The 19,449-nt window shown below is 71.5% G+C and carries 12 protein-coding genes; 8 read left to right on the forward strand and 4 right to left on the reverse strand.

Going from position 1 to position 19,449, the window contains the following annotated elements; all coding sequences use genetic code 11:
- The first annotated feature begins 60 nt into the window (after nt 1-60).
- The 4 genes from ACZ6TI_RS10680 (at nt 61) to ACZ6TI_RS10695 (ending at nt 5,469) form a co-directional block, all read left to right on the forward strand.
- Complete coding sequence (locus tag ACZ6TI_RS10680; protein ID WP_465344751.1) at nt 61-1,683, forward strand: lysyl oxidase family protein; 1,623 nt, start codon at nt 61-63, stop codon at nt 1,681-1,683.
- Between the two features lie 98 nt (nt 1,684-1,781).
- Nucleotides 1,782-3,311, forward strand: a complete 1,530-nt coding sequence (locus tag ACZ6TI_RS10685) for a lysyl oxidase family protein (protein ID WP_465344752.1) — start codon at nt 1,782-1,784, stop codon at nt 3,309-3,311.
- On the forward strand, nt 3,308-4,732 hold the full coding sequence (locus tag ACZ6TI_RS10690) for a lysyl oxidase family protein (RefSeq protein WP_465344753.1): 1,425 nt from the start codon (nt 3,308-3,310) through the stop codon (nt 4,730-4,732). The genes ACZ6TI_RS10685 and ACZ6TI_RS10690 overlap by 4 nt, the downstream gene beginning before the upstream one ends.
- Nucleotides 4,711-5,469 (forward strand): phosphotransferase, encoded by a 759-nt coding sequence (locus ACZ6TI_RS10695; protein WP_465344754.1) that lies wholly within the window; start codon nt 4,711-4,713, stop codon nt 5,467-5,469. Before ACZ6TI_RS10690 ends, ACZ6TI_RS10695 begins: the two co-directional genes overlap by 22 nt.
- 125 nt (nt 5,470-5,594) lie before the next feature.
- On the opposite strand, the gene ACZ6TI_RS10700 is transcribed toward ACZ6TI_RS10695, so the two are convergent.
- Genes ACZ6TI_RS10700 through ACZ6TI_RS10715 form a run of 4 tightly spaced genes read right to left on the reverse strand, consistent with a single transcriptional unit; the run spans nt 5,595 to nt 12,120 of the window.
- On the reverse strand, nt 5,595-6,668 hold the full coding sequence (locus ACZ6TI_RS10700; RefSeq protein ID WP_465344755.1) for a glycoside hydrolase family 6 protein: 1,074 nt from the start codon (nt 6,666-6,668) through the stop codon (nt 5,595-5,597).
- Nucleotides 6,668-8,617: a radical copper oxidase GlxA gene (gene glxA / locus ACZ6TI_RS10705; RefSeq protein WP_465344756.1), complete on the reverse strand. Its 1,950-nt coding sequence runs from the start codon at nt 8,615-8,617 to the stop codon at nt 6,668-6,670. Before glxA ends, ACZ6TI_RS10700 begins: the two co-directional genes overlap by 1 nt.
- Entirely contained in the window at nt 8,614-10,335 is a 1,722-nt protein-coding gene (locus ACZ6TI_RS10710) for a glycosyltransferase family 2 protein (protein ID WP_465344757.1), read from the reverse strand. Before ACZ6TI_RS10710 ends, glxA begins: the two co-directional genes overlap by 4 nt.
- 3 nt (nt 10,336-10,338) lie before the next feature.
- The gene (locus ACZ6TI_RS10715; RefSeq protein WP_465344758.1) at nt 10,339-12,120 is read right to left on the reverse strand and encodes an enoyl-CoA hydratase-related protein; all 1,782 of its coding nucleotides are present in this window, start codon (nt 12,118-12,120) and stop codon (nt 10,339-10,341) included.
- A gap of 209 nt (nt 12,121-12,329) precedes the next feature.
- Between ACZ6TI_RS10715 and mfd the strand changes: the two genes are divergently transcribed.
- Genes mfd through ACZ6TI_RS10735 form a run of 4 tightly spaced genes read left to right on the forward strand, consistent with a single transcriptional unit; the run spans nt 12,330 to nt 19,435 of the window.
- Nucleotides 12,330-15,941 (forward strand): transcription-repair coupling factor, encoded by a 3,612-nt coding sequence (gene mfd / locus ACZ6TI_RS10720; RefSeq protein ID WP_465344759.1) that lies wholly within the window; start codon nt 12,330-12,332, stop codon nt 15,939-15,941.
- Between the two features lie 56 nt (nt 15,942-15,997).
- Complete coding sequence (locus tag ACZ6TI_RS10725; protein ID WP_465344760.1) at nt 15,998-16,828, forward strand: hypothetical protein; 831 nt, start codon at nt 15,998-16,000, stop codon at nt 16,826-16,828.
- A gap of 4 nt (nt 16,829-16,832) precedes the next feature.
- On the forward strand, nt 16,833-17,774 hold the full coding sequence (locus tag ACZ6TI_RS10730) for a nucleoside triphosphate pyrophosphohydrolase (protein ID WP_465344761.1): 942 nt from the start codon (nt 16,833-16,835) through the stop codon (nt 17,772-17,774).
- Nucleotides 17,775-17,824: 50 nt separating this feature from the next.
- The gene (locus tag ACZ6TI_RS10735) at nt 17,825-19,435 is read left to right on the forward strand and encodes a DUF885 domain-containing protein (protein ID WP_465344762.1); all 1,611 of its coding nucleotides are present in this window, start codon (nt 17,825-17,827) and stop codon (nt 19,433-19,435) included.
- Nucleotides 19,436-19,449 lie beyond the last annotated feature (14 nt).

The following is a 19,449-nucleotide window of genomic DNA, read 5'->3' on the forward strand; positions in this document are numbered from 1 at the left end:
ACAGCCACCTCACAAGCAATGGGTTTACATGTGCCCCCACCGACAGATCGAAGGGGACCCATGTCCACTCGGAAGAACCGCACTCGGGTGCTGGTCGCCGGCGCGGTAACCACCGCGCTCGCGCTGGCCGGCGCCGGTTACGGGATGGCGAACGCCGCCGAGGAACCGCCCGCCCTCGCCTTCAAGGCCGCCACGCACGACGTGACCGTCGAGCGTTACGTCGAGGACGAGTACTCGTACCTGAACTTCGACCTGGGCGTGAACCTGATCGCCGGGAAGCAGCCGTTCGAGATCTGGGCGAAGCGGAAGAACTACTCCACGCCCGTGGTCGCGCAGCAGATGGTCGCCGGCGCGAACGGCAAGAAGACCGCCGTGGACCTGCCGGCCGGGCTCTGGACCTCGTTCGACGGGTTCGAGGACTTCACCACGATCACGATCAAGGACACCACGGGCGCGGTGGTCAAGGAGTACACCACCGACTGGTGCCCGAACACGTACGAGTCGCAGCGGACCCGGCCGGACGCGCCGGCCACCACGCCGTACCCGACCTTCTGCGCCGGCGGGAACCCGTTCCTGCTCGGCTCGGTCTGGGGCGTGCAGGCCGGCTACAACGCGCCGATCGAGAGCACCCCGCGCTACAACTGGGACCCGGAGAACCCGGAGCCCGAGTTCGACATCGCCGCGGGCACCTACGACGTGACCGTCCAGCTGGCCGACAAGTACAAGAACTGGCTGCAGGTGCCGGACGCGGAGGCGACCGTCGACCTGAACCTCAAGGTCGTCGACGTCGGCCCCGGGCGTGACCCGCAGGGCCTGGCCGAGGCCAAGGCGATCAACCGGCTCGCCGCGGTCGGCGACGAGCTGAAGCCGAACGCGCCGCTCACCGACGACCACGCGGAGCACGCCGACGAGGGCGACATGTCCAAGCAGCTCTCGGCATACGACCCCGAGTTCCGCCCGCCGGCGAAGGTGCCCGCGCCGCTGGCCGCCAAGCCGAAGAACGGCCCCAAGCCGGACCTGCGCTCGCTGCCCTCGTGGGGCATCCAGCTGGACGAGTCCGAGGACGGCAAGGCATACGTCAGCTTCGGCGCCACGGTCTGGAACGCCGGCACGTCTCCGCTGGTGGTCGACGGCTTCCGCCGCACCGGCACCGACCTGATGGACGCGTACCAGTACTTCTACGACAAGAACGGCAACGAGGTCGGCTCGGTCGAGGCCGGGACGATGGAGTGGGACCCGCGCGACGGTCACATGCACTGGCACTTCACCGACTTCGCGCAGTACAACCTGCTGAACGCCGACAAGTCCCAGCAGGTGCGCTCCGGCAAGGAGGCGTTCTGCCTGGTGAACACCGACGCGGTCGACTACACCATCCCGAACGCCAAGTGGCGGCCGACCAACACCGACCTGTCCAGCTCCTGCGGGCAGAACACCGCGGTGGCGGTGCGCGAGGTGCTCGATGTGGGCAGCGGTGACACGTACAGCCAGTCGCTGCCGGGTCAGTCCTTCGAGGTGACCGACCTGCCGAACGGCACCTACTTCATCCAGGTGCTGGCCAACCCGGAGAAGAAGCTCGCCGAGCTGAACACCGAGAACAACTCGTCGCTGCGCAAGATCGTGCTGGGCGGTTCGCCCGGCGCGCGCACGCTGAAGGTGCCGGCGGTCCACGGTCTGGACGGCTGACCTGCGGTGAATGCGGCCCCCTGTCCCTTTTGGGACAGGGGGCAGTTTCATACGTACGGAATTGCTATGGTGACCCACCGCGACATTGAGGGGGATCCATGTCGATTCGGACGAAGTTCGCCTGGGTGCTGGCCGCCACGCTCGCCACCGTCGGCACCGGCTCTGCCGCGCGGGCCGACGACCTTCCGGCGCTCGCCTTCCGCCCCGCCACCCACGACCTGGTCATCGAGCGTTATGCCGACGAGGACTACGTCTATTTCGAGTTCGACCTCGGCGTGCATCTGATCGCCGGGCGGGAGCCCTTCGAGATCCGGGCCAAACGCGGCGGCTATGCCGACCCGATCGTGGCGCAGCGAATCCGAGGCGGCGCCGCGACGGCGCTGCCGGCCGGACTGTTCACGTCGTTCAACGGCTTCCAGGACTTCACCTCGATCACCATCAAGGACAGCACCGGGGCGACCGTGCAGGACTACTCGACACCGTGGTGCCCGAACAACGCGGCCTCGGTGCGCACCCGGCCGGACGCGCCGGCCACGAGCCCCTACCCGCAGGACTGCGGCTGGTGGGGTTACAGCGGCGGCGGGAACCCGTTCCTGCTCGGCTCGGTGTGGGGCGTGCAGGCGGGTTACAACTCCCCGATCCAGAGCACCGAGAACCCCGTGGACTGGTGGTCCGGCGAGCCGGCGTTCGACCTGCTCCCAGGGGAGTACGACGTCACCGTGCGGCTGAACGAGCCGTACCGGTCCTGGTTGGAGATCCCGGAGACGGACGCGACCATCGACCTGAACGTGACGGTGGTGGACGTCGGACCGGCCGCGCCGGCCAAGAAGGCACCAGAGAACGAGCATTCCCACGAGGGGGACGCGAGCAAGCAGCTCTCCGCCTACGACCCGCGCTTCCGGCCGCCGGCCAAGGTCCCGGCCGCACTGCCCGCGGTGCCGGCCAACACGCCCAAGCCGGACCTGCGCTCGCTGCCCGCCTGGGACATCCACCTGGAAGAGGCCGAGGACGGCAAGAGCTATGTGACGTTCTCCGCCACGGTCTGGAACGGCGGCACGTCGCCGCTGGTGGTGGACGGGTTCCGGCGGACCGGCGCCGACCTGATGGACGCCTACCAATACTTCTACGACGCGCAGGGCAACGAGATCGGCGCGGTGCCGGCCGGCACGATGGAGTGGGACGCCCGCGCGGGTCACCTGCACTGGCACTTCACCGACTTCGCGCAGTACAACCTGCTGGCCGCCGACAAGCAGCTCGCGGTGCGCTCCGGCAAGGAGGCGTTCTGCCTGGCCAACACCGACCCGGTGGACTACACGCTGCCGCGGGCCAACTGGCGGCCGGGCAACACCAGCCTGTCCAGCTCGTGCGGGCAGAACACCGCGGTGGCGGTGCGCGAGGTGCTCGACGTGGGCAGCGGTGACACCTACATCCAGTCGCTGCCGGGCCAGTCGTTCGACGTGACCGACCTGCCGAACGGCACGTACTGGATCGAGGTGCTGGCGAACCCCGATCAGCGGCTGGCGGAGACGCGGGTGAACAACAACGGGTCGCTGCGCAAGATCGTGCTCGGTGGCACGCCGGGCGCGCGCACGCTGCGGGTGCCGCCGCTGCACGGGATCGACGGATGAGAGCAGCCGTCGTCGCGCTCCTGACCGCCGCGCTCGGGGTGGTCGCGCCGGCCGCCGGACCGCCCGACCTGACCTACCGGGTGACCAGCCGCGACGTGACGGTGCTGCGCTATCCGGGATGGCTGGACTTCGACCTGGGCGTCAATCTGATCGCCGGCCGGGAGCCGTTCGAGGTGCGGGCGAAACGGCGCACGTACGCCGAGCCGCCGGTGGTCGACGGCCTGCCGGAGGGCATGTTCACGTCCTTCGACGGGCTCGCCGACTTCAGCACGATCACGATCCGGACCGCCGCCGGGGAGCTGATCCGGGAGTACACGAACGCGTGGTGCCCGAACTCGTACTCGTCGGTGCGCACCCGGCCGGACGCGCCGGCGACGACGCCCTACCCGCAGACCTGCGGCAACGGGAACCCGTTCGCGCTCGGCGCGGTCTGGGGCGTGCAGGCCGGCTGGAGCTCGCCGATCAACGCGGACCCCGGCGTGGAGTGGGTCGGCGACGAGCCGCAGCCTTTCGATCTCGAACCCGGCCGCTACCAGGTGACCGTGCGGCTGAACGAGCCATACAAGGAATGGCTGGACGTGCCGGTTGCGGACGCGAACGTCACGCTCAACGTGACCGTCGTCGACTACGCGCAGCCGGCCTCAGCACCGAACAACGCCGGGCAGAGGGAGACAACGGCGATCGGGCCGCGGCCGGATCTGCGGGCGCTGCCGGCCTGGCTGGTCGGCCTCGAGCCGGACGAGGACGGCCGGTCGCTGATGTCCTTCGCCGCGACGATCTGGAACGCCGGCACGTCACCGCTGGTGGTGGAGGGCTACCGGCGGCCCGGCACGGACGTGATGGACGCGTTCCAGCATCTTTACGACGCCGCCGGCAACGAGGTCGGCACCGCGCCGGCCGGGACGATCGCCTGGGACCCGCGCCGCTACCACCTGGCCTGGGAGCTCGCCGAGTTCGCGCGTTACCACCTGCTGGCCGCCGACCAGCAGACCGTGGTGCGCACCGGCACCCAGGGGTTCTGCCTGCTCAACACGGACGCGGTCGACTACACGCTGCCGGGCGCGCACTGGCGGCCCACCAACTACGACGTGTTCGCCGAGTGCGGCGCGCAGACCGCGGTGGCCGTGCACACCTCGCTCGACGTCGGCAACGGCGACACCTATTTCCCCTGGGTGGCGGGCCAGCAGCTGGACGTCACCGACCTGCCGAACGGCACTTACTTCCTGCAGATCGTGGCCGACCCCGGCGGCCGGCTGGCCGAGGCGCGCACCGCGAACAACACCTCGCTGCGCCGGGTCGTGCTCGGCGGCACCCCGGGCGGCGAGCGCACCCTGCGGGTCCCCGCGGTGCACGGCATCGACCCGCCACTCGAACAGGGGACCATGGCTAGGCTTCCCGGGTGGTCCATACGCACGAGTTGACGTTCGACGGCCCGGTGCTGACCAAGCGATACCGGTCCTGGGGCCGCGGTGAGCACCGTCGCGAGTGGTCGGTGCTGCACCAGGTGCATCGGCACGCGCCGGATCTGGTGCCCCAGCCGCTGACCGCCGACCTGGACGACGAGCCGCCGGGTCTGACGATGAGCGTGCTGCCGGGCGAGCCGCTGCCCGCCGACCCGACGCCGGCCCAGCTCGACGCGCTGGCGGCGGCGCTGCGGGAGCTGTGGGCGGTGCCCTATGACGGCCTGTGGAGCGACGACCTGGACTTCGCGCGGCTGTTCACGGACGCGCCCCGGCCCGGCGCCGAGCTCGCCGGCCGGGCGCACGACGAGGCCGTCGCGTGGTGGGCCGGCCCGGACCCGGAGCTGCTCGCCGCGCCGCCGAAGGAGTTCGTGCTCGGCCACCGCGATCCCAACCTGGCCAACTACCTGTGGGACGGCCGGCGCGTGCGCATCGTCGACCTGGAGGACGCCCGGCTGTCCGACCCGGCGACCGAGCTGGCGATCCTGGTCGAGCACCTCTCCGCCCGGCGCCTGGACACCGCGGCGTTCTGCGCCCGCTTCGACGCCGACCCGGCGCGGTTGCGGGCGAGCCGGCGGCTGTGGGCGATGTTCTGGCTCTGGCTGTTGCGCCCCGGCGGCCCCGCGGAACAGCGCAATCCGCCCGGCACGGCCGACCGGCAGGCCGAACGCCTGCTGCACCTGCTGCGGCCGGACTGACGAAACCAAGCGGGACCGGACTGACGAAACCAAACGGGACCGGACTGACGAGACCAAGCGGGGCCGGGCCGGCGAGACCAAGCGGGGCCGGGCCGGCGAACTCGGCGGGGGCCGGACCGGGGAACTCAGCGGGCCAGGTCGAGCGCGTACTCCGGGAACCACTGGCCGGCCGCGGGGGCGCCGTCGCCGCAGGCGCCGTCCGACTCGCCCGGCCGTTTGATCCAGAGGTAGGCGTCCACCAGCGGTTTTCCGGTCCGCGTGGTGGGCGCCTCGCCCAACTTCCGGCCCGCCGGGTTGCACCAGTGCTGGTCGCCGGCGCCGATCCGGGCCGGCCCGTTGCCGTTGCGGCTGGTGTCCACCACGAAGTGCGCGCCACCGAGCCGCCGGGACAGCGCGCCGCCATAGCCGACGTTGGCCGCGGTGGTCTCGAAGTTCGCCACGTTGAGCGCGAAGCCGTGCGACCGCGCGACACCGGCCCGGCGCAACGCCGCCGCCATCCGGGCCGGATCACGGATCCAGCTGGGATTGCCGCCGTCCAGATAGACCAGCACGCCGGGGATCGTGCGCAGGGCGTCGACGGCGTCCCCGAGCAGCGCATATCGCTCGGCCGCCGCGGCTTTCCCGAGGCAGCCGCGCACCGCCTGAGCCACCGCGTCGGGTTCGAGAACCACCACCGCGCGTTGCCCGCGCAGGGCGGCCACCAGCGCCGAGATCCAATTCCGGTACGCGCTGCCGTCCGCCGCGCCGCCGGCCGACTGTCCCGCACAGTCCCGCTGCGGAATGAAGTAGAACGTCAGCACCGGCAGCCGCCCGGCCCGCCCGGCCTCGGCGACCAGCGCCCGCGCCCGCACGTCGAAACCCGGGTCGGCGTCGGTGAACCAGGTGGCCACCGGCTGGTCCGCGATCCGCCGCAGCAGCGCCGCGTCCGCGACCCGGCCGGCCTGCTGCCACGCCCGCACCTGCTCGGCCGCCGCACCGGCCGGATCGACGTACAGCGTGCTGCCGGCCAGCGGCACCGGCCCGGCCTCGGTGGCCCGGGGCTGCGCGATCGAGGCCCTCGGTGTGGCTTCGGCCGGCCGGGCGTCGTCCCGCTGCCCGGCGACCACCAGGGCCGCCCCGGCGCCCAGCGCGACCACCGCCGCGACCACGGCCAGCCGGGCCCGACGGTCGCGCTTCACCGCCCGGGAGTGATTCGCCATCAGCGCACCTGCACCCAGCGGCCGTCAGACGGCAGGCCGCGGTCGTCCACCAGGAACAGCATGTACCAGCCGGACGGCACCAGGCCCTTCTCCGGCGGCACGGTGAGCGCGACGCCGCCCGGCGCCGGGTCGACCCGCACGGCGACCGAACGCTGGTCCACATCGGTCACATGGGTGACCGCGCTGGGCCGCAGCAGCCGGGCCCGGGTGATCCGCGCGGCGTCCGGCGTCGCGAAACGGGCGGTTTCGCCGCGGCGTACCCCGAGGGGTCCGTCCTTGATCGTCGGACGCTTGCCGCGGAACAGGTAGGGCGGGCTGAACACCTCGATCCGCTGCTCGAAGGTGCCGGGATTGCGGCCGGTCGCGTCATAGAGCGGGTCGCTGCCGAGCGTGATCACGCGGCCGTCGGGCAGCAGGATCGCCTCGGAGTGATAGTTGCGGCCCACGGTCGAGTCCGCGGCCACCTCGAAGCGGTCGCTGCCGGGCCGATAGATCTGCGAGTTGAACAGATCGCTGCGCGCCCGGCCCTGGTAGGGGCCGCCGCGATAGCCGGACGAGCCACCGGTGGTGAAGACCGAGTCGTCCGGCAGCAGCACGGTGCTCAGATAGCGGGCCGGCGCGGGCAGGTCGGGCCCCGGCTGATAGCGCGGCTTGCGCTGGGTGAGATCGATGACATCGGTACGCGCGGTGGACACCGGCGACTCGCCCACCTCGCCGCCCCCGAAGATCATCACCTGCTGCTTCTGCGCGGGCGCCAGCAGCACGGACGAGCTGGTCTCGGTCATCCGAGCGTCGCGCAGCCCCGGCACCTCGGCGAATTTGTTGGACTTCACGTCCCAGATGCCCGGCGTGCGGCCGACGGTGTCCGAGCCGTAGCCGGAGTTCGAGCCGGAATAGAAGAGCCGCCCGTCGTCCATCAGGTGCAGCGCCGGATAGGTGGGGAAGACCCGCTCCAGCTCGGGCGCCGCCACCCAGCGCCGCTTACGCCGGTCGTAGCGCTCGTTGTCGCCGGGCAGCATGCGGCCGAACTCGTCCAGGCCGGAGACCGCGAGCACGTCGCCGTCCGGCAGTTCGGCGAGCGTCGGATACCAGCGGTGCTTCACCATGTCGCCGGTGCGCACATAGCGTTCGGTGCGTGGGTCGAACTCGTAGGACGTCTTGTCGCCGCCGTACTCCTGCTTCTCGCGGGTGATCTTGTCGGCCAGGCCGTAGATGTTGCGCCGGTCCTTGCCGCGCAGGCCGTCCACCACATATTGCGCGGGATCCTTGACGATCGGGGCGTTGCCGCTGAGCTCGGCGTCCACCCACACCTCGACCTCGCCGGCGTGCACCAGCACCTGGTCGCCGTGCTTCATCGCGGTGGCCGCCGGCAGCGTCACGTCGGCCCGGGTCAGATAGGCGAAGCCGGACTGCGAGGTGACCCGGGTGCCCTTGCGGAAGACCCGCGGGCCGCCGTCCGGCGACTCGTTCTTCAGCTTGAGCACCCCGGCCGCGTGCTTGATGTTCTCCTCGAGCACCTCGTAGGACTTGGTGCCGCCGGCGATCAGCAGGTTGCCGCCGGGCAGGAAGGTGTGCCCGGCACAGAAGACGTCGGTCGGCGTCGGCACCTCGCGGAACGACTCGTCGGCCGGGTCGAAGAGCACGGTCCGGAAGGTGCCCGCGTCGAACGCCTCCCGGTTGTTGCCGCTGCCCGCGATGATCAGCACCTTGCCGGTGCTGAGCAGCGCGGCGTGGATCGCGTTGATCCGGAAGTCGGCCGGCACCGGCAGCTTCGACCAGTGGCCGTAACGCTCCTTGTAGGACGGACGGTTGATGGTGAACTCGTGATAGGCGTCGCCGGCGGCGGCCACCATCGGCCGGTTCACCACCGCGACGATGCCGAGCACCGCGATCGCGACCAGGCCGCTCGCCAGCCGGCGGGCGAGGGTGGGGCGGGGGCGAGGCTTCATGCGGTCGTCCTTCGGCTCAGCCACATCAGCGTGGGGGCGAGACAGATCAGCAGGCTGAGGCTGGGCCACAGCCACATGGCGCCGTCCACGTGCCCGGTCAGCGGTGCGACCACGAGCAGGGCGGCATAGAACACGGCCCAGAACAGGCCGTGCCGGAAGGTGAGCAGGCGGTCCGGGCTGGAGGCGTCACCCTTGGGCGTCACCACGAAACCGGCCTTGCGGCGGAAGACCGCGCCCAGATACGAGGACACGTAGATCGGCGCGCACAGGGTGGACACCAGCATCCCGGCCAGCCCGGACGAACCGGCCTCCTCGTGCGGGCTGACGTTGTGCCGCCGGTTGAACACGTAGAGCCCGACCTGGAAGAGCGCGGCGTCCACGTAGAGCATCAGCCACACCTCCTGCGGCACCTGCACGCCCTTCGCGCCGAGCACCAGGTAGCAGATCGCGTTCAGCGCGCCGAGCAGCCAGGAGAGCGCGGTCAGCGGGTAGTAGGACATCAGCAGTCCGTAGTGGACGGTGCGGCCGAAGCCGAGCCGCCAGATCAGCCGGCCGAACCGGCGGACCACCACCTCGTCGGTGCCGCGCGACCAGCGGTGCTGCTGGCTGAAGTAATCCGTCCAGGAGGACGGGCCCTCGCCGACCGCGAGCACGTCGGGGGTGTAGACGGAACGCCAGCGCCGGCCGGTCGCCGGATTGTTCGTGGCGTGCAGCACCAGGCTGGTGGCCATGTCCTCGGTGATCGAGTCCTGCAGGCCGCCGATCGAGGTCAGCGCGCTGATCCGGATCGCGTTGTTGGTGCCGACCAGCATCGCGATGCCGCGCCGGTTGCCGGCCCGCTGCAGCAGCGAGTGGAAGAGATATTGCTGCGACTCGGCCCAGCGGGTCACCACGTTGTCGTAGTTGCCGTAGATCTGCGGGCCCACCACGAAGGCCACGTCCGGGTCGCGGAAATAGCCGAGCAGGCGTTCGCAGAAGTTGGGCTGCGGGACGTGGTCCGGGTCGACCGACACCAGCACGTCGTAGTCGGCGCCGTGGTCGCGTACCCAGGAGTTGTAGTTGCCGTGCTTGGTCTTCGCCTTGAACTCGCCGGCGGCGGTGTTGCGCTCCGGCCGGCCGTGCCGGGTGAAGTGCCGCACGCCGAGCCGTGCGCACATCGCTTTGACCTCGTCGTCGTCGCCCTCGTCGAGCAGCCACACGGCATAGGGGCCGGTGTGCCGCACGGCCAGCGCGGCCCGCAGGGTGCGCTCGACCATCGCCACCGGCTCCTTGCCCGGCACGATCGTGGTCAGGAACGCCACCCGCAGCGAGGACTGCGGCACCATCGGCCGCGGGTCCCGCGCCCAGAGCGTGGCCAGGCACAGCGTGACCACGTTGACCAGCCGGAACAACTCGATCAGCGCGGTCCCGGCGATCATCACGATGGTGGCCGCGTAGAGCACCGGCTGCGGACCGCGATCGGGCACCTCGATCGAGAGCAGCAGCCAGCCGAAGAAGGTGCTCTCGAAGGCGAACGCGAACAGCGTGATCAGCAGCGTGGTGATCGGGCGGCGCCGGGCCAGCCGGCGCATCTCGACCCGGTCGCCGGCCTGGTCCGGCGGGGTCGCCGGACCGGCCAGCACGCTGTACGCGCTGTATCCGTAGCGGTTGGGCAGCGCGACCGTCTTGCCGGTGAGGGCTCGGATCGTGGCCGGATCTTTTGTCGGGGTGCTGCTCATCGGTCAGGCGTTGACCGGCACGGCGGGCCGGATCGCCGGACGGTGGTCGCCGGCGTTGGAGGTGTGCCGGGGGCGGGCGATCGGCGTGCGCGGGGCGGCGTTCGGCTCGGTCAGCAGCAGGCGTTCCGGAGTGGACGGCGGGCGCTGCTTCGTCACGAACGCGCGGCGGGCGGCGGCGAAACCGGACCGGTCGGCCCACATGTCCCGGCTCATCTCGGCCAGCTCACGCGACTCGTAGACGTCCAGTGGCACCCGCTCGGCGGCCAGCCGGCGGGCCTTCGCGGCGCGGCGGGACCGGGCCGCGCGGCGGTCGGCGAGCTCCTCGGCCAGGACGCCGAGCCAGTCGGCGTACGCCTCCGGGTGTCGCGGGCCGACCTCGTCGATGAGCCCGAACGACGCCGCCTGCTCGGCGCTGACCGGCAGCTTGTCGTCGATCAGCCGCTGTGCGGTCTCCGCGCCGACCCGTCGCGGCAGCGTGAAGGTGTGCAGCTCCGAGCCGTAGAGGCCGATGTCGTAGTGGGGGTTGAGCACGATCCCGGAACGGGCCGCGACGACGTCCGCACCGAGCCCGAGCATCACCCCGCCGGCGCCGGCGTTGCCCGCGTAGCCGGCCACCACCAGCTGCCGGGTGCAGGTGATGATCTCGCGGCACACCGCGTTGATCGCCTTGATGTTGGCCCACGCGGCGGCCGCCGGGTCGTTGGCCGCGTCCACCACGTTGAGGTGGATGCCGTTGCTGAACGCGTCGGTGCCGCCGCGCAGCACCAGCACCTCGGTGTTCTGCTCGGCCGCGTGCCGCAGCCCGGCGAGCAGCCGGCGGCAGTGCCCGGTGGCCATCGCGCCGTTGTAGAAGTCGAACGACAGCCAGCCGACCCGGCCGGCCCGCCGATAGCGGATCTGCCGGTAGGCGGCCGGGGACTCGGGTTCCACGCCGGGTGGCAGCGGGGCGTCCGGCACGTCGCGCAGCAGCTTGCCGAGCAGCCGGGTGGCGGGCAGCTTGATCCCGTTGTCGGCGGCTCGCAGATGGCCCAGCCAGACGCTGCCGTCGCCGGTGCCGACCAGCACCGCGCCCTGCCGCCGGCGCAGGATCGCGCCCGGCCGGCCGCCGCGGACCGCGTCCGGGTGCGCGTCGCTCGCGAAGACGTCCAGCCCGGCCACCTCCGTGCGCAGGCCGGGTGCGCCGTCGGCCGCGCGGATCCGCCGCACGATGTGCTCGGTCGGCTCGTCCCAGCCGAACGCGCGATCCTGCTGGCGCATCAGCGGGCGCGACCGGGTGCCGGGCACCTCGGTCGGCGCGCCGTCGGTCGGCACCGGCCGGAAGCTCGGATCGGCCGCCTTGACCAGCACCTCCGCGACGCACTCCAGGGCGGCGTCGGCGACCGGCCCGGTGTAGAGCGACGACTTGCGGGCCGGCGCGGCGGGCAGGGCGAACGTGCGGGTGGCCCAGATCGGGCCGGCGTCCATCTCCTCCACCGCCTGCAGCGCGGTCACGCCCCACCGGCGGGCGCCGTCCGTGATCGCCCAGTCCAGCGAGGACGGGCCGCGGTCACCGACCGGGCCGGGGTGCAGGATCACGGTGCGGTGGTGCTGCCAGACCCGGGGCGGTACCCGCTCCTTGAGGAACGGGCAGAGGATCAGATCCGGCCCCGCTTTGCGGACACCGTCGATCATCGCCTGCGGACCGGTGGCGAGCAGCACGCCGACGTCATGGCCTGCTTCCCGCAGCGCACACCAGACGCGTTGGCTGAGGCCGTTGAAAGCCGAGACGAGCAGCAGAACCCGCACTGTGGAGATCCTCCCCAGGATTTGGCAACAGCTTTTGGGCATCAGTGATCGGGGAGTCTTTATGAGCTATCAGTGCCTATGTCGGACATGTTGTCCGATAGCGGCGACCCGCATTTTGTGTCGGTGGGGCGGACTAAGCTTGTGGTCGAACCCCCGCCCTCTCGGGCGTCTGGGGTTGTTCGCCGTGCTCTTTGCTAGGAGACCTCCCCGTGCAACTGTCCGGTCTGATCCCGGCCGCCCTGCGCGACCGTGGGCTTGCCCGCGCCCGCGACCTCGCCCACAAGGGCGGGGCCGACTCCGACGCACTCGACCTGACCGCGCCCGCAGCGCTGCGCCCGTTCGTGGTCGCCGCGGTCACCGCCCCCGGCGAGATCGGCGGCGCCGGCCGTCCGGTGCTCGCCGTCACCGCCACCAGCCGCGAGGCCGACGACCTGGCCGACGCGCTGGGCTGCCTGATCGACCCGTGCCGGGTGGCGGTCTTCCCGTCCTGGGAGACGCTGCCGCACGAGCGCCTGTCGCCGCGATCCGACACGGTCGGCCGCCGGCTCGCCGTGCTGCGCCGGCTGGCCCACCCCGAGGGCGACCCGCTGCAGGTGGTCGTCGCGCCGGTGCGCAGTCTGCTGCAGCCACAGCTCAAGGGGCTCGGCGACCTCGAGCCGGTGGAGCTGATCACCGGCCGTGAGGCGGAGCTCGAGGGGGTCGCCCGGCGGCTCACCGACATGGCCTATGCCCGGGTCGACCTGGTCACCAAGCGCGGCGAGTTCGCGGTGCGCGGCGGCATCCTCGACGTCTTCCCGCCCACCGACGAGCACCCGTCCCGGGTCGAGTTCTGGGGCGACGAGATCGAGGAGATCCGCACCTTCGCGGTGGCCGACCAGCGCACCATCGACCCGGTCGAGCGACTGTGGGCGCCGCCCTGCCGCGAGCTGCTGCTCACGCCCGAGGTGCGGGTGCGGGCATACGAGCTGTCGGTGCAGCACCCGGAGCTGGCCGAGATCCTGGACAAGCTCTCCGACGGCATCCCGGTCGAGGGCATGGAGTCGCTGGCGCCGGCCCTGCTGCAGGGCACCGACAGCATGGAGTTGCTGATCGACTGCATGCCGTCCGGCACCCACGTGCTGCTCTGCGACCCCGAGCGGATCCGCACCCGGGCACACGACCTGACCCGCACCTCGGCCGAGTTCCTCGAGGCCTCCTGGGCGGCCGCGGCGGTGGGTGGCGACGCGCCGATCGACGTGGGCGCGGCCGCTTTCCGCACGCTGGGCGACGTGCGGGCGCACGCCGCGACGCTCCGGCAACCATGGTGGACGGTCTCGCCATTCGGCATCGCTGAGGCGGACGCCGCCGCCGAAGATCTGCCGTGGCTGGAGGCGCCGGCCGTGGAGGTCGCGCCGGACCAGGGCGACGCGATCGCCCTGTCCGCCCAGCAGGTGCCGCTCTACCACGGCGACACCGCCCGGCTCGCGTCCGATTTGTCCGGCTGGTCGTCCGCCGGCTGGGCGATCGCGCTGGTCTTCGAGGGCCACGGCACCGCACAGCGGGCCACCGAGCTGCTGCGCGACGCCGGGCTCGGGGTCACCCCGGTCGACTCCATCCCGACCGCCATCGAGCCCGGTCAGCTGCTGGTCACCTGTGGCGGGCTCAACCACGGCTTCGTCGACGAGGCGTCCAAGCTCGCGGTGATCACCGGCAACGACATCACCGGCGGGCGTGGCGCGTCCACCAAGGACATGCGCAAGATGCCGTCCCGGCGGCGCAACACGATCGACCCGCTCGAGCTCCGGGCCGGCGACCACGTCGTGCACGAGCAGCACGGCATCGGTCGTTACGTCGAGCTGGTGCAGCGCGTGGTAAATGGCGCCGAGCGCGAATACCTGGTGATCGAATACGCGCCGTCCAAGCGCGGGCAACCCGGCGACCGGCTCTTCGTGCCCACCGATCAGCTCGACCAGCTGTCCCGCTATGTCGGCGGCGAGTCGCCCACGCTGCACAAGATGGGCGGGTCGGACTGGCAGAAGAGCAAGGCCCGGGCCCGCAAGGCGGTCCGCGAGATCGCCGCGCAGCTGATCCAGCTCTACGCGGCCCGGCAGGCCTCGCAGGGATACGCGTTCGGGGCGGACACCCCGTGGCAGCGCGAGCTGGAGGACGCGTTCCCCTACACCGAGACGCCCGACCAGATGGCCGCCATCATCGAGGTCAAGCAGGACATGGAGCTGGCCGTCCCGATGGACCGGCTGATCTGCGGCGACGTCGGTTACGGCAAGACCGAGATCGCCGTGCGCGCGGCGTTCAAGGCGGTGCAGGACGGCAAGCAGGTGGCCATTCTGGTGCCCACCACGCTGCTCGCCCAGCAGCACTTCAACACGTTCACCGAGCGGATGAACCAGTTCCCGGTGTCGATCAAGCAGCTGTCCCGCTTCCAGACGCCCAAGGAGGCCACGCTCACCCTGGAGGAGGCGGCGGCCGGCACCGCGGACATCGTGATCGGCACCCACCGGCTGCTGTCCAACTCGACGAAGTTCAAGAACCTCGGACTGATCATCGTGGACGAGGAGCAGCGCTTCGGCGTCGAGCACAAGGAGCAGCTCAAGGCGCTGCGGGCCTCGGTGGACGTGCTGACCATGTCGGCCACCCCGATCCCGCGCACGCTGGAGATGGCGATCACCGGCATCCGCGAGATGTCCACCATCGCGACCCCGCCGGAGGAGCGGCACCCGGTGCTGACCTTCGTCGGCGGTTACGACGAGAAGCAGGTGGCCGCGGCCATCCACCGCGAGCTGCTGCGCGACGGCCAGGTCTTCTATCTGCACAACCGGGTCGAGTCGATCGACAAGGCCGCCCGCAAGCTGCGCGAGCTGGTGCCCGAGGCCCGGGTCGCGGTGGCGCACGGCCAGATGGGCGAGGAAGCGCTGGAGAAGGTGATGGTCGGCTTCTGGGAGAAGGACTTCGACGTGCTGGTCTGCACGACCATCGTGGAGTCCGGCATCGACATCCCCAACGCCAACACCCTGATCGTCGAGCGCGCCGACCTGCTCGGCCTGGCCCAGCTGCACCAGATCCGCGGCCGGGTCGGGCGCGGCCGCGAGCGGGCCTACTCCTACTTCCTCTATCCGCGGGAGAAGCCGCTCACCGAGCAGGCACACGAGCGGCTGGCCACCATCGCGCAGCACACCGAGCTCGGCGCCGGCATGTATGTGGCGATGAAGGACCTGGAGATCCGCGGCGCCGGCAACCTGCTCGGCGGCGAGCAGTCCGGCCACATCGAGGGCGTCGGCTTCGACCTCTATGTGCGGATGGTCGGCGAGGCGGTGGCCCAGTTCAAGGGCGAGCGGCCGGAGGAGGAGCCGGAGGTCAAGATCGACTTGCCGATCGACGCGCACCTGCCGACGGAATACATCGCGGTCGAGCGGCTGCGGCTGGAGATGTACCGGAAGCTGGCCGAGTCGCGTGATGCGGCCCGCCTCGACGAGGTGGTCGCCGAGATGACCGACCGCTACGGCGAGCCGCCCACCGAGGTGGCCAACCTGATCGCGGTGGCGCGGTTCCGGCTGACCGCCCGGGCCTACGGTCTGACCGACGTCTCGGTGCAGGGCAAGCACCTGCGGTTCTCGCCGATGCCGCTGCCCGACTCCAAGCAGATGCGGCTCAAGCGCTACCACCCGGACTCCGTCTACAAGACAGCGAACGACCAGGTCAGCGTGCCCCGGCCGCAGACTCGCCGGGTGGGCGGCGAACCGCTGCGCGACCAGGCCCTGCTGCAGTGGTGCGCCCAGCTGCTGAAGGACATCCTGGGCGATGTGCCGGCTCCGGTCAGCGCATGATTCGGTTTCCGGGGGTCGGCGGCGGGTGGGTCGGGGGCCGTGAGAGAGTCATCGGCATGCTGCGTGTTCGCCGTCTCGCCTCTCTGGCTGTCGTCGCGACCCTGACCGTCGCCGGCCTCTCCGCCTGTCGTGTGCAGCCGGACGTGGCTGTCTATTACGGCGCGGGCACCCAGTTCAGCGTGGCCCAGGTGCAGCGGGTCTTCGACGACGCGCGCGCCAAGCTCGAGACGATCCGCGACACCCAGGCGGCCGCCGCCCTGGACGCGGCGGAGAAGAACGAGGCCGGCCTGTCCCCGGCGGACAAGAAGACCGCCGTCGACAAGGCCGAGGCCGGCGCCACCAAGCCGGTCACCGTGCCGATCAGCGGGCCCGACGTGGTCGGCACCATGGTCGTCCACGACCTGCTGACCCGGCTCGCCAAGGAGCGCAACGTCGCCGTCCCGGCCACCCTGCCACTGGCGGACGCGGCCAAGCAGGTCGGCCTGCCGGCCACCGCGGAATACGTCCGGCTCTACACGGAATACCGGGTGCTCTCCGGCCTGATCTTCCAGGACTCGGCCACTGCCGCGCCGTCCGATGCCGACCTGCGACCGGTCTTCGACACCCTGCAGGCGGCCGGCGCGTTCCCGCCGGACGTGACCTATGAGCAGTTCAAGACGGTGCAGGACCAGCAGATCCAGCAGCTGCTGCAAAACGTCGCCGGGCAGAGCGCGGTCAAAAAGGAGCTGCAGAGCCGGCTCGACCAGCTCGACGTGAAGGTCAACCCGCGCTTCGCCGGCGCCGAGATCGATCTCTACTCGGTGCAGATGCAGGACGGCAAGGAGATCAAGCTGATCACGGTGCCGCTGACGGATTCCGAGTCCGCACCGGTGACCAGCGCGGGCTGACCCGGTGCCCGGTCGCATCGTTCTGCTGGTCACCTCGCCACGCCTGCCCGCCGGGCTGCTGACGGCGGCCGCGTGGGACGTGCTGCGGGCCCACCCGGTGCTCGCCGCCGCGGAGTCGGCCCAGGCCGAAGCGTTGCGCACGGTCGGCGTGCCGGTCACGGTGATCGACCCCGACCCCGAGCTTCTGGTGCGCGAACTCGCCGTCCACGCGACCGTGGTGTGGCTCGCCGGCCCGACCGGTGACCAGGACTTCGCGCGGCATCTGGGCCTGCGGCTGGCCCGCGAGCCCCAGCTGGCCGAGCTCGAGCTGATGTACGGCTCCTGGGACCCGCCCGGCGCCCGGCTGCTCGACGCGGTGGCGGTGATGGACCGCCTGGCGTCACCCGGCGGCGATCCGTGGAAACGGCAGCAGACGCATCAGACCCTGGCGCCATACCTGCTCGAGGAGAGCTACGAGGCGTACGACGCGATCGAGGCGCACGACCTGGACGCGCTGCGCGAGGAGCTCGGCGACGTGCTGTTGCAGGTGGTGCTGCACGCGCGGCTGGCCGAGGACCTGCCGGAGGAGTCGCGCTGGTCGGTCGACGACGTGGCCGGCGCACTGGTGGACAAGATGGTGCGGCGCAACCCGCACGTGTTCGCCGGTGAGGTGGTCGACTCGGTGGAGACGATCACCGAGAACTGGGAGCGGATCAAGCAGCAGGAGAAGGCGCGCGACTCGGTGCTCGACGGGGTGGCGCTGAGTCAGCCCGCGCTGGCCCTGGCGGCGAAGATCCTGCAGCGGGCGGACCGCGGCGGGGTGCGCGTACCGCTGCCTGACGGTGTTGATCTGGGTTCTGTGCTCCTCAGGCAGGTGGCGCAGGCGCGGGCGGTCGGCGAGGACGCCGAGGCCGCGCTGCGCCGGGCGGTCCTGGCCTATGCGGAAGCGGTCCGCGCCGCCGAGTAAGCCCGTTGCTCATCGGGCAAAGTGTCGGACCGGGCGGGTAGGTTGCTGGCATGCCGGAGTTCGTGATCACCGCCGAGCGCATCGTCGACGCGATCCTGGAGTCCTCCCCGCAGCTGGCGACCGACGTGGGCGACCACCGCTTCGACGACCGGCTGCCCGACCTCTCGCCCGGCGCGGTGGCGGAGCACGCCGTGATGCTGCGCGAGGCGGCCGACGCGCTGGCCGGCATCGACCCGGACGCGTTCGACGCCGAGGAGCAGGTCGACCACGCCATCCTGTCGGCGCGCGTGGAGCGTGGTTTGTTCGAGCTCACCGACGTGCGCGAGCACGAGTGGAACCCGTTGGTGCACAACCCCGGGCCGCTTCTGCACGCGCTGATCGCGCGGCCGTTCGCGCCGGTCGACGAGCGGCTGACCAGCCTCGGCGGCCGGCTGGCCGCGATCCCCGATGCGCTGGCGACGGCCCGGGCGGTGCTGCGCGACGTGCCGCGGATTCACGCGGAGACCGCGATGGGGCAGTTCGCCGGCGTGGCCGCGCTGATCCGCGACGAGGTGCCGACGCTGCTCGAGCAGGAGCCGACGCTGCGGTCGGCGATCGAGCCGGCGGCCGCCGCGGCGGTGGCCGAGCTGAAGTCCTTCGGCGCCTGGCTGCGCTCCCGCCTCGACCTGCCGGGCCGTGATCCGCGGCTCGGGCGGCCGCTGTGGGAGGCGCGGCTCTGGCACACGCTGGACACCGAGTTGTCCGCCGCCGAGGTGCTGTCCCGCGCGCAGCACAACGTGGTGGAGGTCGGCGCGGAGCTGCGCGAGGCGGCGGCCGCGCTGATCGGCGGCAAGGCGACCGACGAGACGGCCCGGCGGGCGCTGGACCAGCTCGCCGCCGAGCACCCCGACAACGCCACCATCGTGGACCTGGCCCGGGTGACGCTCGACGAGGCGACCGACTTCGTGCGCTCGCACGACCTGATGACGGTGCTCGACGACCCGTGCGTGATCGAGGAGATGCCGCCGTTCGCGCGGGGCATCGCGGTGGCCTACTGCGATGCGCCGGGCGCGTTCGAGCCCGCCGACATGCCGACGTTCTATTGCATCGCGCCGGCGCCCGACGACTGGCCGCCGGACCGGGTCGAGTCGCTCTATCGGGAGTACAACAACCATCTGCTTCGCAACCTGACGGTGCACGAGGCGATGCCCGGCCACTTCCTGCAGATCGCGCACGCGCGGCGGTTCCGGGCTCGCACCCGGGTGCGAGCGATCGGCGGGTCCGGCCCGTTCGTGGAGGGCTGGGCGGTCTATGCCGAGGAGCTGATGGCCGGCCTGGGCTTCGGCGGTCTCCCGGTGCGCCTGCAGCAGCTCAAGATGCAGTTGCGCACCAGCCTCAACGCGATGATCGACCAGTTGGTGCACTGCACCGACATGCCGGAGTCCGAGGCGATGGCGCTGATGACCACCGTCGGTTTCCAGGAGCGCGGCGAGGCCGAGGGCAAGTGGCGCCGGGCGTTGCTGACCTCGACCCAGCTGTCGACCTACTTCGTGGGATACAGCGAGATGGCGGCGATCGCGGCGGCCCGTCCGTTCGGCGCCACCCCCAAGGCCTGGCACGACGCGATGCTCTCGCACGGCTCCCCGCCACCCCGCCATCTGAGAACGCTCCTCGGCGTCTGAATCGCGTGGGAGGC

The sequence above is a fragment of the Actinoplanes sp. NPDC051388 genome (assembly GCF_055586225.1).

Bases quoted from the DNA above. Each gene is read 5' to 3' on its own strand.
- ACZ6TI_RS10680 (WP_465344751.1), top strand. From the start codon at position 61: ATGTCCACTCGGAAGAACCGCACTCGGGTGCTGGTCGCCGGCGCGGTA.
- ACZ6TI_RS10685 (WP_465344752.1), top strand. From the start codon at position 1,782: ATGTCGATTCGGACGAAGTTCGCCTGGGTGCTGGCCGCCACGCTCGCC.
- ACZ6TI_RS10690 (WP_465344753.1), top strand. From the start codon at position 3,308: ATGAGAGCAGCCGTCGTCGCGCTCCTGACCGCCGCGCTCGGGGTGGTC.
- ACZ6TI_RS10700 (WP_465344755.1), bottom strand. From the start codon at position 6,668: ATGGCGAATCACTCCCGGGCGGTGAAGCGCGACCGTCGGGCCCGGCTG.
- glxA (WP_465344756.1), bottom strand. From the start codon at position 8,617: ATGAAGCCTCGCCCCCGCCCCACCCTCGCCCGCCGGCTGGCGAGCGGC.
- ACZ6TI_RS10710 (WP_465344757.1), bottom strand. From the start codon at position 10,335: ATGAGCAGCACCCCGACAAAAGATCCGGCCACGATCCGAGCCCTCACC.
- ACZ6TI_RS10725 (WP_465344760.1), top strand. From the start codon at position 15,998: ATGCTGCGTGTTCGCCGTCTCGCCTCTCTGGCTGTCGTCGCGACCCTG.
- ACZ6TI_RS10735 (WP_465344762.1), top strand. From the start codon at position 17,825: ATGCCGGAGTTCGTGATCACCGCCGAGCGCATCGTCGACGCGATCCTG.